This is a genomic window from Fibrobacter sp. (genome assembly GCF_045112255.1).
Lineage (GTDB): Bacteria > Fibrobacterota > Fibrobacteria > Fibrobacterales > Fibrobacteraceae > Fibrobacter.
The window spans coordinates 47,178-62,944 of the sequence record NZ_JBGUHR010000003.1 but is presented as its reverse complement, the minus strand read 5'-3'; the positions used below and the strand labels follow the sequence as shown (position 1 = coordinate 62,944).

The 15,767-nt window shown below is 48.7% G+C and carries 14 protein-coding genes; 1 reads left to right on the top strand and 13 read right to left on the bottom strand.

What is annotated here, in order from left to right; genetic code table 11:
• Positions 1 to 3: 3 nt before the first annotated feature.
• The 7 genes from ACJMM9_RS00375 to ACJMM9_RS00345 form a co-directional block, all read right to left on the bottom strand.
• The gene (locus tag ACJMM9_RS00375; RefSeq protein WP_405322807.1) at positions 4 to 891 is read right to left on the bottom strand and encodes a TIGR02147 family protein; all 888 of its coding nucleotides are present in this window, start codon (positions 889 to 891) and stop codon (positions 4 to 6) included.
• 273 nt (positions 892 to 1,164) lie between these two features.
• On the bottom strand, positions 1,165 to 2,208 hold the full coding sequence (locus ACJMM9_RS00370; RefSeq protein ID WP_405322805.1) for a GDSL-type esterase/lipase family protein: 1,044 nt from the start codon (positions 2,206 to 2,208) through the stop codon (positions 1,165 to 1,167).
• Between the two features lie 101 nt (positions 2,209 to 2,309).
• Positions 2,310 to 2,885: an ORF6N domain-containing protein gene (locus ACJMM9_RS00365; RefSeq protein ID WP_405322803.1), complete on the bottom strand. Its 576-nt coding sequence runs from the start codon at positions 2,883 to 2,885 to the stop codon at positions 2,310 to 2,312.
• A gap of 312 nt (positions 2,886 to 3,197) precedes the next feature.
• On the bottom strand, positions 3,198 to 3,380 hold the full coding sequence (locus ACJMM9_RS00360) for a hypothetical protein (protein WP_405322801.1): 183 nt from the start codon (positions 3,378 to 3,380) through the stop codon (positions 3,198 to 3,200).
• Positions 3,381 to 3,947: 567 nt separating this feature from the next.
• Complete coding sequence (gene nrdG, locus ACJMM9_RS00355) at positions 3,948 to 4,508, bottom strand: anaerobic ribonucleoside-triphosphate reductase activating protein (RefSeq protein ID WP_405322798.1); 561 nt, start codon at positions 4,506 to 4,508, stop codon at positions 3,948 to 3,950.
• 1 nt (position 4,509) lies between these two features.
• Positions 4,510 to 4,674: an anaerobic ribonucleoside-triphosphate reductase gene (gene nrdD / locus ACJMM9_RS00350; RefSeq protein ID WP_405322796.1), complete on the bottom strand. Its 165-nt coding sequence runs from the start codon at positions 4,672 to 4,674 to the stop codon at positions 4,510 to 4,512.
• Positions 4,675 to 4,772: 98 nt separating this feature from the next.
• Positions 4,773 to 7,103, bottom strand: a complete 2,331-nt coding sequence (locus tag ACJMM9_RS00345) for an anaerobic ribonucleoside triphosphate reductase (protein WP_405322794.1) — start codon at positions 7,101 to 7,103, stop codon at positions 4,773 to 4,775.
• Between the two features lie 209 nt (positions 7,104 to 7,312).
• Between ACJMM9_RS00345 and ACJMM9_RS00340 the strand changes: the two genes are divergently transcribed.
• Positions 7,313 to 7,840, top strand: a complete 528-nt coding sequence (locus ACJMM9_RS00340; RefSeq protein WP_405322792.1) for an NAD(P)H-dependent oxidoreductase — start codon at positions 7,313 to 7,315, stop codon at positions 7,838 to 7,840.
• On the opposite strand, the gene ACJMM9_RS00335 is transcribed toward ACJMM9_RS00340, so the two are convergent.
• The 6 genes from ACJMM9_RS00335 to ACJMM9_RS00310 form a co-directional block, all read right to left on the bottom strand.
• Positions 7,832 to 8,617, bottom strand: a complete 786-nt coding sequence (locus ACJMM9_RS00335) for an SIMPL domain-containing protein (RefSeq protein WP_405322790.1) — start codon at positions 8,615 to 8,617, stop codon at positions 7,832 to 7,834. The genes ACJMM9_RS00340 and ACJMM9_RS00335 overlap by 9 nt on opposite strands.
• Positions 8,618 to 8,749: 132 nt before the next feature.
• A complete protein-coding gene (locus ACJMM9_RS00330) occupies positions 8,750 to 9,724 on the bottom strand; it encodes an FISUMP domain-containing protein (RefSeq protein WP_405322788.1) in 975 nt (324 codons plus the stop codon).
• On the bottom strand, positions 9,706 to 11,205 hold the full coding sequence (locus ACJMM9_RS00325) for a sodium:solute symporter (protein ID WP_405322786.1): 1,500 nt from the start codon (positions 11,203 to 11,205) through the stop codon (positions 9,706 to 9,708). The genes ACJMM9_RS00330 and ACJMM9_RS00325 overlap by 19 nt, the downstream gene beginning before the upstream one ends.
• 143 nt (positions 11,206 to 11,348) lie before the next feature.
• A complete protein-coding gene (locus ACJMM9_RS00320) occupies positions 11,349 to 13,160 on the bottom strand; it encodes a GGDEF domain-containing protein (RefSeq protein WP_405322784.1) in 1,812 nt (603 codons plus the stop codon).
• Positions 13,161 to 13,169: 9 nt separating this feature from the next.
• Positions 13,170 to 14,270: an LptF/LptG family permease gene (locus tag ACJMM9_RS00315; protein ID WP_405322782.1), complete on the bottom strand. Its 1,101-nt coding sequence runs from the start codon at positions 14,268 to 14,270 to the stop codon at positions 13,170 to 13,172.
• Entirely contained in the window at positions 14,267 to 15,706 is a 1,440-nt protein-coding gene (locus ACJMM9_RS00310; RefSeq protein ID WP_303733249.1) for an LptF/LptG family permease, read from the bottom strand. Before ACJMM9_RS00310 ends, ACJMM9_RS00315 begins: the two co-directional genes overlap by 4 nt.
• Positions 15,707 to 15,767: the final 61 nt, after the last annotated feature.

The window sequence follows — 15,767 nt, the reverse complement described above, 5'->3', positions numbered from 1 at the left end:
TCCTCACTTGGACAACGGGAAAATCTGGATATTCATCTGAAAAACGCGGCCACCGTCCTCGTCCTCGTTAGCAATCATAGAAATTTTTTTGCGAAATTCATTGATGCACTTGACGATCTTCTTGTAAGAAGCCTCCGAAATGCCGAGAGTCACGCTGCTCACGTTCCTTTCGCTAGAGGGAACATTCGTGATGGACTCCTTCGCGAGATCAATAAATTCCTTGTGGTAATTGACAAACGCCTGCTGGATGACCTTGTCGCCGGTGCTAATCGCAGGATTGTTCAAAATCCAGTTGCCCTTGGCGTCCTTCTTGATAAGCCCGACGCGTTCCAGCAAATCCACCGCCTGCCGCGCCTGTTCTCCAGAAATCGGCGGGGTGAGCCGCTCCCCAAGAGCATCGTAGTCGCCATCAAAACCAATCATCCCGATAATCGAACGGATCGCAGAATAGTACCAGTGCGAATAAACCTCATACTGGTACGCACGAGTCAAAAGCATCTGCTGCGTAAAACGGTAAGCCGCCGTGATTTCTTCCATGCGCTTCTTGTAGTTTTCACGCTCGTCATCATTGGACGCCTGGCAGAACAGCACCATTGCTTCGAAATAGGCGGCTTCGCTTTCATCGAATTGCAAGCCACCGACAATTTTTGCAATGCTCGCCGGAGTGAGACTTTTTTCGCCCTTCATCACGCGCGAGATAAAATCCTTGGACGAAAATCCCAGCCTGTCCGAAAAACTCCGCAGCGAATAACGGCGGTTCAAGGCTTGCGCACATTCAAAATAGTGCCGCAAATAAGCGCGGTAATCGCTAAATTCAAAAACCGACATGCGCTTCGGAGGGATAGAACCGAGACGCTCTTCAGACTGCAATTTTTCCGCACAGGGTTTCATACTCTAAAAATATATTGTAAAGCCGAATTTCGGAAAAAAAGCCCAAGAAACAGCCTCAAAATCGTTGTCTACCGAAGACACATTGTTTCTGCAAAGAGAGATTTCCCTCGACATTTAGGGTTCACGCATCTATCTTTATAAAAAAAGGAAGTTTGCTCTAGCACCGGACTGAGCTATAAAAGCCCCACACCAAAACAAGCTCTAGCGGTGCAACAAGAACAGGTCCATCTCTCAAACCCATAGGGAACGACTCCGGTCGTTCCCTTTTCAGTTTTAGCGTTTTCTATAAACCTTCTGGTGCGACGGTCCGCGGGCATTCAATGCACGGCCTTGAACGTCAAAGCGTCGCGCCGATTTAGCCATGTTCGCAGCACCCGCCGATTTTTCACGAGATATTTCACGCGCACCCGGCTTCAAGGCAGTCGTCTTTTCGACTTTGAAAGGAGCCGTCACAATCCGCGAAAGCGTATTCTCGTCCACCTTCACAGAAACCTTGTACTCGCCCTCATCCGTAACCGCAAGCGTTTCTAGAGTTTCGCCTTCAAGGAGTTTTCCGTCCTTGTACCACTGGTAACCAAAGCCCTTCGGAGCCTTGAGCGTCGAGCCGTCCTGCGTTACACGTAACGTATCCATCTGCAAATGGGCGTACACAATTTCTGCCAAATGCTTTGCGCCCTCGACAGACGGATGCACCATATCTTCCAAATACCAGCTCGGATTTTCAAGTGCGCTAAAACGAGAATGCAAGTCAATCACGTTCACGCCCTTTTCAAGCCCTGCCTGCAAAATTGCCGGGTTCACGCGATTCACAACCGCCATATCGAGAATGTTCCATTCGACGTTGTTCACGTAAGGCGCCAAGCAAATAAAGACATGCGGTTTCGACTTCACCTGGAACGTATCAATCAACGCTTCAAAATCCGCCGTGATTGCAGAATCCACCGCCGCATCCTGCGCCGGAGTATTCCAAGTCGTGTACGCCTTCGAATCGTTCGTCCCCAGTTCGATGATAACCGTATCCGCAGCAAATTCAATCGCCGGCGCAAAGCGATACCCTATCCAGTACGAAGCCTGATCGTCCTTGCGGACCGTAAGCCCGCTCACGCCAAAATTCTCGACCGTATCGCTCGGCGCATTTTCGCGAAGCATCCCCTGCAAATGATGCGGATAACTCGTCTGGTCCGGCCAGGACTCAATCCCGTAACCGTACGTGATGCTATTGCCAACGCAAGCGACCTTGCCCGCCGCAAACGCCGACGCCACCATCGCTGACGACACTGCAGCCGCAGCCAAAACAATCTTCCCAAACATATTCATAACCATGTGATAAATATAATCAAGAAAGAGTCCGATGGATTGCTAGTTACGCCAGAATGACAGGTCCTTTAGTTCCATTCATAGGTGTAAGTCTCCGAAATTTACGAATTCTTCTTTACCCTCTTAACCGTATGTGTCAATTTTCCAATAAGAAAATTTAGTTCTAACGACGATTCTGTTTCTGTAGTTTCTAAATCAGGCATAACAACTTCCGACAATACATCTCCAAAACGATTCATAATTGACATCTGTTTTTTCTTATCAGGCTCTTGATGCAACTCAACAAGCTCCTTTTTCAATGTGCGAACCATTGCAAATGTTTCGATAATAGCAAAGGTTGTGTTTACCGCGGTCTTGCTTTTCAGTATAGTCGCCAACATATAAAGTCCCTTTTCGGTAAACACCTTTGGCAAGACGCGACTTTTGGAAGATACATTTGCGGTCGAAAATTTCGACCGCAAAATTTCGGTTTCGGTAGCGTCAAGTTGAAACATATAGGTTTCAGGGAACTTTTCAGGATTATTACGAACGGCTTCATTAATCCGTCGAGTTTCTACACCATATAAGCGAGCGACATCGGCATCCACAATGACATTCTGTTCCCGAATTACGACAATCTTACTTCGCACATCTTGCAATAACGCAGACATCTGTACTGTTGGATTTTCATTCTTCATTTTTAACTCCTCCCCGCAGACATGCTGAAAACAGCGGGGCTTTTGTTGTTTTGCAGAGCAAAATTGCTCATTAGTACACTATAATATAAACTGTCGGAAGGCAATTGTCAAGAGGCGCGGTGGGAATTGTTATTAACAAAAATTCTTTATAGTCTGTTTGCCGCATATCCTTTTTGTATGCAAAACAATTTTTTTCAAAAATAACCTCATGCACACAATTATCATAATAACATAAATATGAAAATGAGAAAAAATTCGCCATTTTTCCGCCCCCCCCCCGAGGGAATTTATTATCCACATAGTCAAAAAAAATCAATCTAACAAATCTAGCTGTATCAACAGATAGTCGGCAATGACCCCCACCATGCCGTCATCACTAGAATAAACAGGGCCAAGATAACCGACCCTCAGGATAGAGTCTCGAGCGTGATTCCAGATGGCATAGCTCCCGTTGAAAACGGAATCTTTCACATACGTATAGTCATTGAATTCCATGTAAAACTCTTTATCCTGAAGAAGCGGCGGGTTCTTCATTTTCAACAAATTTACGGGAGGACGTCGCGAATCAATACTGTAATCCCTGATAGTATCATACTCGGCATTAGCCATATGACGGAACTCGAATATTGGCAACGTATCACGACCGCACCAATTGCAGTAAAAAGTCTTTCTCATGTTCAAGGTTTCTACCAAGCCCTGTATAAATTGATTACTCTCATCATCGATATGCGGAGATGTCATGATAACCCTGTCGATTTTGATATCGATACCAAATCTTATCGGAGGCCCTCCATATGGAGGAATGGAAGAATACATCACGTTGCAACACCCACCAAATAAAGCTACGATGAGGAGACAGAAAAGAATGAGGCTTGTAGGTTTTTTCATAAAAATTCTTATGGAATCTGGAAGGATAAAAAAAAATGGGACATTCTTTTAGTCCTCTTTCTTTTATTTTTTTAATATAAGTTATTTCCAGCAATAAAGAAACTACGGTAAAGGCCCCATTAATTCCCCCTAAAAAAGGCGATGCCGGCACAATGGCCGGCATGACAATTCGTACTAAGTATTGTATTCCCTGTCGGGGTGTTCCGCCATCTCGTCCAGTTGGATCTGGTGGATGACCACATGGCCTTCGACAAGACTTTTCGGCACATCGATAATGCGCTGGTTCCAGGAACCTCTGAACTTGATATCCAGAGATTTTTTCGCCATGACAAACGGACCGTCAATCAGGATGTCCGCAAACGAGAGCAGTTCAAAAAGCTCCGGCTTTTCGGGCGTAAGCTTCATCAGCTGTTCGTACGTGTATCCCGTGAAAATCACGAGATTCAGACCGCGTTCCTTGATTTCGCGGGCAAGCGGAATTAGCGCCGCCGCCTGGTCCATCGGATCGCCTCCGCTAAACGTCACGCCATCAAGCAGCGGATTCTCCTTGATCATCGTGATGATCGCTTCGCGCTCGATAAAGTGCCCGCCCTCAAAATCATGAGTCTGCGGATTCTGGCAACCCGGGCAGTTGTGATGACAGCCCTGGGTAAACACAGTCAGGCGGATTCCGGGGCCGTCCACGAATGATTCGGGTTCAATCCCTGCAATCCGCAGTGGAGGATATTCATCCATCTTATACGCCGTGCTTTACGCGATCGTTGACTTCAGCGCGCTTGGCGTTGTTGAAACGGTCAATTGTACCAACGAGGTAACCCGTGATGCGGCGGATGCGTTCGAATCCGATCCCTTCGCCATACTGAGACATTTCTTTTTCAGACATTTTTTGCACTCCTTGCATAATTAATTATGAATTCAGAGTTCGGAATTCGGAGTTGAATCAATCGCGGCAAAGCCGCCAAATTAAATAATCCTAATTCCTACTTCCTAATTCCAAATTTACCTGATCCCTCTGAATGCGGGCATTCCAGGGAATTTCTTTCTAAGTTCTTCGAGCTTTTCGCAAGAGATGGCATGGCCTTCGCTACGTCCGCAGCGCGGGCAAACATCGCCAATCACACCCACGAATCCGCAAACCGGGTCGCGGTCCACCGGATGGTTGATGGAACCATAACCGATACCGACCTTTGCCATGTGCTTCACGATCTTTTCGAAAGCGTCCAAGTTCTGCGTCGGGTCGCCATCGAGCTCGATGTAGCTGATGTGGCCAGCGTTGGTAAGTGCATGGTACGGAGCTTCGAGCGAAAGCTTCTTGAAAGCAGAAATCTTGTAGTAGACCGGCACGTGGAAGGAGTTGGTGTAGTAATCGCGGTCGGTAACGCCCGGGATAATGCCAAACTTCTTCTTGTCCATGCGCACAAAGCGGCCCGAGAGGCCTTCAGCAGGCGTTGCAAGCAAACTGAAGTTGAGGCCAAGGCGTTCGGATTCCTTGTCGCAGAATTCGCGCATGTGGCCGATAATCTTGAGGCCGAGTTCCTGGGAAGCTTCGGATTCGCCGTGGTGCTTGCCCGTAAGCATCACCAAGGTTTCTGCAAGGCCGATAAAGCCAATGGAGAGTGTTCCGTGCTTGATGACTTCAGCCACAGTGTCTTCCCAGCCGAGCTTGTCGGAATCAATCCACACGCCCTGTCCCATGAGGAACGGGAAGTTTTTGACCTTGCGGCGGCTCTGCACAGCAAAGCGTTCCATGAGCTGGTCGCTCACGAGTTGCATCATGCGGTCGAGTTCCTTGAAGAACAGGTCCACGGACTTCATCTTGATAGCAATACGCGGGAGGTTAATCGAGGTAAAGCTCAAGTTGCCACGGCCGTAAGAGATTTCGCGGCTCGGGTCGTAATGGTTGCCAATCACGCGGGTACGGCAGCCCATGTACGAAATTTCGGTTTCCGGATGGCCCGGCTTGTAGTACTGCAGGTTGTACGGTGCGTCCTGGAAGCTGAAGTTCGGGAACAGTCGCTTGGCGCTCACGCGACAGGCGAGCTTGAACAAGTCGTAGTTCGGTTCGCCCGGATTGAGGTTGATGCCGTCCTTGACGCGGAAAATCTGGATCGGGAAGATAGCCGTTTCGCCACCGCCGAGGCCTTCTTCGGTCGTGAGGAGCAAGTTCTTCATGACCATGCGGGCTTCCGGTTCCGTGCACATACCATAGTTGATGCTGGAGAACGGAGTCTGGGCACCGGCGCGGCTGTGCATGGAGTTCAAGTTGTGGACAAATGCTTCCATGGCCTGGAACGTAGCCTTGTCGGTTTCCTCGTAGGCCATCTTTTCGGCAAACTTCTGGGCATTTTTCACCGTTTCGGCGTCAAAAGTCTTGGAAAGCTCGTGGACTTCGGTTTCCTGGAACTTTTCGTTCGGCACAAGCGTTGCGACCATGCCCATTTCAGCCATTTCGCCGTGGAGCTTTTTGACCACCGGCTGGATTTCTTCTTCGGCCTTGCCCGTCAAGAGCATGAGAGCCTTGACCATGTTCGAAAGGTAAGCCTTGCGGTACGTGATGCGCACACCGTTTGCCATGGCGTAATCGAAGTTCGGCACGGACTGTCCACCATGCTGGTCGTTCTGGTTACTCTGAATGGCAATGGCAGCGAGAGCTGCATAGCTGCGGATATCCTTCGGTTCGCGCAAGTGACCGTGACCCGTATTAAAGCCGTTCTTGAACAACTTAATGAGGTCAATCTGGCAGCAGGTCATCGTAAGAGAATAGAAATCGAGGTCATGGATGTGAATGTCGCCATCCATGTGAGCGCGGCTGTGTTCCGGCTTGAGCATCATCATCGTGTAGAAGTGCTTAGCGGATTCGGAACCATACTTGAGCATGGTGCCCATGGCGGTATCGCCGTCAATGTTTGCGTTTTCGCGCTTGAGGTCGGATTCCTTGGCTGAGCTGAACGTAATGTCGTGAAGCGTCTGCATGAGGCGGGTGTTGACTTCACGTACGCGGGTACGTTCAGCACGGTACAAGATATAGCTCTTGGCGGTATCAGCGTAACCACCTTCGGTCAAAGCCTTTTCGACGGCGTCCTGGATTTCTTCGATGTCCGGCTTGGTCTTGTTTTCGGCTTCAAGATGGCCAACAGCATCGGCAGCAACCTTGAGAGCAACGTTTGTCAAAAGGTCATCGTTTCCAAGCAAATTCATCTGAGCTTGGGCAGCCTTGATCTGTTCATCCAATTCGCCAGAGGCTCTAAAAGCCTTGATTACGGCGTCTGCAATCTTCTCGATGTTGAACGGCATCTCGCGGCCGTCGCGCTTCTTGACAGTAAAAATCATCTAAAAAAAACCTTCAATTCCCGTTTCCTCAAATATAGTCAAAACTCACTGTTTTTACTATATCTTGTGTCCGAAGTCGAACCACACCCACAAGATGTAGGTCAGCCTCACTACAAGTATAATAAATCCTAGTCCATTTTGGAAGACTTTTTGCACGTAAGATGTAATTTTTTTATAATATTTCATCAACTTATCAACAAGAAAAAATAATGAACAATCAAATCACAATTCTTCTATCGCATCCGAACATTTCTAACTCAGTGTTCAACAAGCAGTTAGTGGATATCAACAGAAAAAATCCCAATTTTGTGTTCCACCACCTTGACAAAAACCGGGTTAATGGCTACTTCGACCTGGAAGCCGAAAAAAAATTGTTGAGGGAGTCCAAGGCCATCGTTTGGCAGTTCCCTATATATTGGTATAACTCACCCGCCAGTTTGCGCGACTGGCAAGACCAGGTCATGAGCCCGATCGTGTACAGCGCGGACAACTTCTTGAAAGGCATGCCCGTGCGCGTGGTATTTACCGCAGGCGCCGCCGCAGAGCACTACACCCACGAAGGTCTCAACCGCTACACCGCCGAAGAAATGCTCATCCCGTTCGAGATGACCGCAAATGCCGCCGGAATGAAGTGGTTTAAGCCGCTCGGGTTCTACGGTTGCAACCCGGATATGACAAAAGCCGCCCTCGAAAAGGCGGCCAAGGAATATGAAGATAGTTTATTAGAACTACTTTAGTTCATAAACGACATGGACGGAGGCACTCACCTCGACGGAGTCGGCAATTGCGGTTTCGTCGGGAGCAGGTGCGGCATCCATCACGCCATTTGCCGCAAGCATGACAGCCTTGGCGCGGTAGACACGGTTGTACTGGTTGTAGACGACTCCGCCACCTTCGCTGTTGACCTGAAGAACGCGACCAAGCTTGGCGCCAACGCCTTCGGCGTAATCTTTAGCCTTGGCGGTCGCCTTTTTGCCCGCTGCCTTGATGACCGTAGACTGCACGGCATCGACATCCTTGAGCTGGGCGGACGTGCGCTGGATTTCGACATCCGGTTCCGAAGAAAGCGCCTGCACGAGAGCGGCGGCATCAATTTTGCGGTTCACCGTAATCACAAAGCTCTGCGTAGCCACATAACCGACGAGTTCGCGCTTGCTATTGCGATAAGACCATTCCTTGTGGATTTCAACGCTGTTCTGTTCCACGTTGGACTGCGGGATTTCAAGCGATTTCACGTTTTCAAAAATCACGGAACGGCGTTCAGCCAAGCGCTTGGAAACCGATTCCTTGTCCTTGCCGCGGATTTCAAGGCTAAAGCCCATTTCAAACTTGTCAGCAGCGAACTTCTTGGTTTCGGACGCCGAAACTTCGATCTTCGGGACCTCGATTACCGTGGCGCCATTGGATGCTGTTACAGGAACAGCCGTCGGTTGTGCGTTAAACACTCGAATAATCAGGCACACGCACACAACAAGTACGATGAGATAGATGATATTGAGCAATTTTTGCATCATCGTTTTTTACCCCTTTTTTAATGTTATGGATTTAAAATACTTTTTTTAACGTTAAAAAACAAAACTACAAAAGGCAACTCCATCTGGAATTGCCCTATTTAACTACAATAATATTTCAGAAAGTATGGAAAATTAATCCATTAGGCAACGAACGGAGACATATCCTCCATTATTTATAGCCTCCGCTTTTACAGATGCAGAAACAAATTTTACATAATACATATACTGATTAGAATACTCATCAACAGAAGCCATCATAGCAATCTTTCCAAAAAGCATAGTTCCTGATGAACCATGTCCACCCGCAAAAAGAATGTTAAAACCTGACTTTCCAGTTCCACCAGCCGATTCAGACAACAAATCCACGACTGCAACATTGTCTAACAAAACTTGCCACTCATCAAGACTAGGAATATGCCAACCTGTCGGGCAAATACCTTTATACGGGCGAACAGAATCAGGAAATGCCGGATAGAACATAGCACCATCAATAGAATCAGCAAAACCGCGTTGGTTATACAAATAACCATAAGTTTTGCAATTTTCGGTTTCATTATTAGGACATTTATAAGCAATGCCTCCAGCTTCACTTATTAATTCATAAGCAAGATTTTCAGCAAACCAAGTCTGCGATCCAATGGTAACCGTCTTGTACTTTTTTCCATCACGTTCATCCGTTACCGTATTAGTTGCAGCATCATAATTTGCCGGACTCGAACCTTTTACAGCAGAACTACTAGAAACAGCCGAAGAACTACTTGCCGTAGTCACTTTTGCAGAGCTAGACGATTCTTTGCCTACTGTTGCTGAAGAACTAGATACAGCCGAGGATTTACCACCTTCAGAACTTGAAAGCGGGGCAACCGCAGAAGAATTTGGAGTATTTTCGGGAGCAGGCCCCGATGAAGAATCACCACCACATGCAGCAAAAAGAATTGCAGCCACCAAAAGCAAGCATTTGCACTTCATACAAAATCCTTTTATTTTGTTACATTCCGAATATAAAAAAAATACAATTAATGGCAAATAAATTTTCACCATATAAAAAACGAGGGTTTTACCCCTCTTTTTAGCAAGGAAACGCAAAATTAACGGCGTTTTATGCAAACAAGATTTGCCACGAAGTTCACGACAATCGCAACGACAATCGTCGTAGTCATGCTGATGAAGGGCATCCACGGCCAGCTAAAGATGCCGTCGAAGACGGCTTTCACGCCAAACGCAGGGATTCCCTGGATCAAGACGAGGCTTGCCATGCCGCAAAGCACGGAGACAATCACGACCCAGGCACGTAACGCTTTTTCTGCGGTTCCAAAAATCTTGTCTGCAAAGAACGCGAGGAGGAACATGCCAAGGAGCGGCCCTGTGAAAAGTCCCGTAAAGAAGAGAGCGTTCTTGAGGAGGCTCCCCTGCTGTGTTGCCGCAAAGAGCGCAAAGAACACGCCGAGTACACCCCAGACAGCCGTCCAGATTTTCGCGCGCTTGAGCCCGCCCATTCCCGTCGATTCATCCCAGCCGAGGAAGTCGCGTTCGGACGTATTGCTGAGAGAATTGATAGCGCCCGAGAGGCTGCTCATCGCCGCCGCACAAATGGCAGCGACAATCAAGCCCGTCACGCCAGACGGGAGCGCGTTTACGATAAAGTACGGGAACACGTCATTCTGCCCAAGACCTTCCGGGAGCGTTGCGACTTGAGCTTTCTTGTAAAACACAAAGAGTGCGGCCCCAACCCAGTAAAAGAGGATCGAAACGGCGCAGCCAAGCACCATCGAAAGCACACTCGAACGGTTCGCCGCTTTCACATCCTTGCAGCTGAGGTAACGCTGTACAAACTGCTGGTCGCAACCTCGAATCGCAATTTCAAGAATCGCATACGCAAAGCCTGCCGAAATAAGCGTACGCGCATCGGAAATGTCCATCGAAGGATTCCACCAACGCGTCTTGCCCGCTTCGCTTGCAAGTGCCGCCATTTCTCCAAAACCGCCCACTTGACTTGCGATAATCAAGAGCACGAGAACGCCACCGCCAAAGAACACGCAGAACTGCATCACATCTGTCCAGATGACCGCCTTGATGCCGCCAAACCACGTGTAAAAAATTGCAATCGCCGCCGAGACGATAATAGCCAATTTCAAGTCGATGTGCAAAATCTGCGCAAGCACAAGCGAAGGCGCGTAAAGCAAAATGCCCGTACGGAGGAGCAAATGCAAGCAGTAAAAGACAGCGGCCAAACGGCGCACCGAGCGGCTCCCGAAACGCACTTCGAAAAGTTCATAAGCGCTCGAAATGCCCGACGTGCGGAACCTCGGGATAAACACAAAGCCCACGACCACAATGCTAAGCAAGGCTCCGATCTGGAACATCAAAAAAGTCATGTCGTCGCCGAAAACATCGGCAGGTGCACCAAGGAACGTCGTCGCACTCACGGAAGTCGCAATGAGGCTAATGCCAACAGCTACCCACGGCATCGAGCCGCCGCCGAACATGTATTCCTTGAGGTTCTTGTTCCCGCGAGAAACCCACAAGCCAATGGCAAGTGAGAGGAGCAAGTAAGCAAATAAGACAAACCAATCGAGAGCAGTGAACATTTTTTATTAATTCGGAATGAGGATTTAGGAATGAGGAATTTTTGCAAATTATGAATTCGGATTTCAGAATAAGGAGTTGTTATAATCGCAGCGAAGCCGCCAATCTAAAAATCCTAATCCTTACTTCCTAACTCATAATTATTCTAAGCGCTCACCGCCTCGGTTTCTACGGTTTCAAAGCGCACAACCTGGTTGCGACCGCCATCCTTCGCCTTGTAAAGCGCCTGGTCCGCATTGTTCACGGCCTTCTTCATGTCCGAGAATTCCGGTTTCACAAGGAAGGCGCCAATACTTACCGTCACGCGGAGCGGGTCCGTCAAATGCACGTTGAATTCGAGCTTGCCCACCGCCTTGCGGATGCGTTCAGCCGTTTCAATCATGCCTTCTGGCGTCGTATCGACTAGAGCCACTACAAATTCTTCACCGCCGTAGCGCGCCACGACGTCAATTTCCTTGCGGATTTCACCGCTGATCGCCGTTGCAATTCCCTTAATGACTTCATCGCCAACTGGGTGACCGTAAGTATCGTTCACGCTCTTGAAATGGTCGATGTCCATCATCAACACGCCGATGTTGTACTTCTTGCGGTCGGCGCGCACCTTTTCCGTGCGGAGCGCTTCTTGCAGAGAGCGGTGGTTCATGAGTCCAGTAAGGCCGTCGCGCGTAGCAAGGTCCTTGTCCTTTTCGACCTGGCGAGCACGGGCGTAAGCAAAACCGGCAACGCCGGCAAACGCCTTGAGCAGCTTCTTTTCGTGATCCTGATAGCGGTTCGTATAGCGGCTTTCAAGGCAAATGGCAAGTTCAGCAGTCTTCGCATCAGGTTCCGAAGCGACAGGCATAACAAACAACTGGCGCAGTTCCATGTTGCGCTTTTCGGAATCGTTCAAGCGCGGCACGTAATCGGCATAGCCCGAAGTAAACGAGCGGAACACAGGGCGGTTCCTCATAAGGGCAAGCACAAAGATGCCCTTGTCGGACAACGTAAATTTCTTATCGACAAACTGTTCAGAATCCATACCGACGCAATAAACAACTCGCCCGGAACATTCCTTCGGGTTGTCGAGCGCAAGAATCGTCAAGCGGTCAAACGGCATGTTCTCCTTGACATATTCGAACATCTGCTTATAGATATCCTTCACCGTCATCGTCTGGAAGAACTTGCGCTGGTAACGGTAAAGCACACTGAACTGCTGCTGTTCAATATAGTTCTGTGCCGAAACAAAGCTCTTAAAGCTCAACATGTACATCACATGGGACATGAACGTGAGCGCCTGGGCTTCGGGTTCCTTAAATGCATTCGGGCGCAGGGAATCCACGAGAATCGCCCCCAGACGACGTTCATCTCGATCAAGCAGCGGAACACCGATCAACGAGCGGATCCTTCTATTTTCGATGTAATACGGAAGGCGCTTACTGACAAGCAGGTCACCTTCCAGAATACGGGAAACGCCCGGGCGCAAAAGCTGACTTAGAATGCCGGTATTCTCGGTAATCTTTGCACTGGAATCAATAAAATTCTGGACATCGCTCTGGAACGCCCTTAAGCGAAATTCGTTTGGGCTTCCGCCATTCGTAAAAATCGTGAACGTGTTCGCATCAGGCATAAGCAGCCTAAGGCAACGCAAAATATCACCGAATGTTTTATCGACATCCGAATTCGCACGGGACCAGATCTGGTTCACACGGAGCGAAGAATTGGGTTCATTCGTCTCCAGCTTTACGTCATTCGTAAATTCATTGCGGATATCCGGAGAAACAACCGGCGTAAGAGCCGTTGAACGCTTGTCCCGCTTAATAACAGGAATCACAGATGTATTCGGACTGTTCGGGCGGTTCATGACCGCAAGTGAAAACGCAACTACCGCAAACGGAATAAGGAAAAGGAACATGCCCCCCTGAAAAGCAAGTCCCAACAATGCACCAGCAACTACAAACAATATTTCAGATACGGACATTTAAACCCTCTACAAGCGGAACGATCGATATAGCATGACAAACGCGAGACTCGCATAAATGAAGTGACTGTTCCACGCCGCCCAGAACGGCGACAAAGCCCCATTTTCACCCATTTTAAGCCCGATTCTCTCCAAAATATAATAGCTAAAAACAAGCAACAGGCCAACACCAAATTTCTGCGACAGCCCTCCAGAACGGCTATACCGGTGACAAAGGGCAGCCCCGATCAAAAGGACAATCAAGTTCATCCAGTGAGCGGAATACTTAAACTGGAGGGCCGTTTCCATGGCGCGGGTATCTTCACCGGATCGACGCAGCACATTGATTCGAGCCTTGACCATTTTGGAATCCATCTCGTCGGCAAGCTGGCGTTCGTTGATCAAGTCATTCGGGTGAGTAGACACCGTCCCCTTCATGTTTTTCTGACGGATAGGAACAACTTCGACAGAGCCATCCTTCTTGAAAATGCGCTGGAAGCCGCTTTCAAATTTCCAATACCCCGTTCCTGCGACGGTATCCTGGTCAATCCAGCGGATAATACGGACATCGTAACGTTCAACCAGGCGCCCTCGATCGCGGACTAGGAGGACAACATCACGACCAATTTTACTTTTGCCTGAATAATGCTTAAAAAACCAGCTATTCTTTTCGCTATCGATAAACGTGAAGTCCTGCTTTTCCTTGATGCGTGGATTCTTGCGTTTCTGAGCATTAGTTTCCATGATCTCAAAGCGCTTGTGGTTTGCATCCGGCAACCAGTGTTCGCTCATTTCGTACGAACCAATCGACATGAGGACGCCCAGGAAAAATATCGGAAGAAGCGTCTTGAACGGGCTTTGTCCGGAACTCTGCATGGCACTCATTTCGAGATGACGCGCCATATTGCCCACCGAGGCAAGAACCGCAATAAACAAGGCTACCGGAGTAATCAAGTACAAGATATACGGAAGATAGCTCAAGTAATAATCGCTGACCGACTTCATGTCACGGGCAAGCCACGTCTTGATGTTACCGACAAAGTCAATCACGACAAAGATGAGAATAGCCCCGCACACCACGATGAGGAACATCTTCAGGAAATTCCAGACAAGGTATCTAGAAAATTTCATCCGAACCTCTTCTTGAGTTTACCGAACAACCAACTAGCCGCCCTGATACACTGGGTAATGCCCGTATAGCGACCAACAATCCTAAAGAAGCGCAAAACCTTGGAATTGCCCGTGAACCGGTCACGGACCATAGCCCGCGTGAGGAAAATACCGAACACACCAATAATGATATTGGAAATCCACATGGCAAGTTCCGGAGAAACCACAAGACGATCAGCAAGGTTTTCGCCACCGATGAGGCAAATCCAGTAAATGACAAAGAACGCAAGGCTATAGAGGATACCAGTGCCAATGCCGCCCTTGCGCGCCATGATTCCAAGAGGAGCGCCAATCAAGACGAATATGAAGCACGCAAACGCGGTACTGAACTTTTTATGGATTTCAACCATGTACTGCGCTTCACGCTTGAGTTCGCCATCCATCCGGTTCCAGGCACGTTCCGTCGCGCGGAGCGAAGACGTTTCCTGAATGCGGACTTTACGAAGTCCCTGCATGAACTGCACAGAATCCAGCATCGGGACACTTTTTGCATCGACAGGAACAATGCTATCGCCACTTACGAAATCGCGAATGCGAAGAAGCGTCGGCAGGCGGCGGGTCTTAGCCTGAACTGCTGCGGTGTCATACTTTTCACGAGCATCCTTCACCACATCCCACATCATTTCGACCGGCATTTCACGGTCGCTCCTGTAACTTCTGCTACGGCGTTCCAGGCGGTCATCCACGTTCTGCATCGCCAAATCCTGCGAGAAGAAGCGGATGCGGAAATACTTATCCGCATCATCTGGATCGACGAGATGAGTCTCGCCACTGCGAAGACGAAGCATTAGCGTAGCGCCATTGTCCACATAGTCCATGGAGGCGCTATCGGCATAGACAATACGCGGAGCGCCCTTCTTTTCCATTTCAAAAATCTGGATTCCATACAGCGTTCCCGAAACAGGATCAATGCGGTTCACCCAGAGCTGCACTCCCGGGAACTGCGTAATAAGGCGCCCGGCATCGATAAACACGTGCGGTTTCTTGCGAGAAACGGCATTCATGAGTTCCACGGACCTGTGGTTTGCTTCAGGAAGCACCCAGTTATTGAACACGACCATCAATACAGAAAGCAAAAGCGCAACAAGCAGGACCGGACGCATGAGCGACAACGGAGATACGCCCGCCGCCTTGACCGCAGTGATTTCCTGATCGCCAGACATACGGCCAAAAGTCATGAGACTTGCAACAAGGACCGCCATCGGAATCGAAAGCGAAAGCATCCACGCCAAGTTCAGCGCAAAAATTTCAAGAACCGTAGATGTCGGCAAGCCCTTGGACAACACATTGTCCAAGATTTTGACCAAAAAGTCAACTACAAACAAAAAAGTAATGCCAAAGAGCGAAGCCAAAAAAGGACCTATCAGCTCTTTCAAGACATAGCGAACTAAAATCATTTTTCTCTAGAGTCGTTTTTTTCTACTTTACAGCGTGAAAGTTAGAATTAACCAAAGAAAA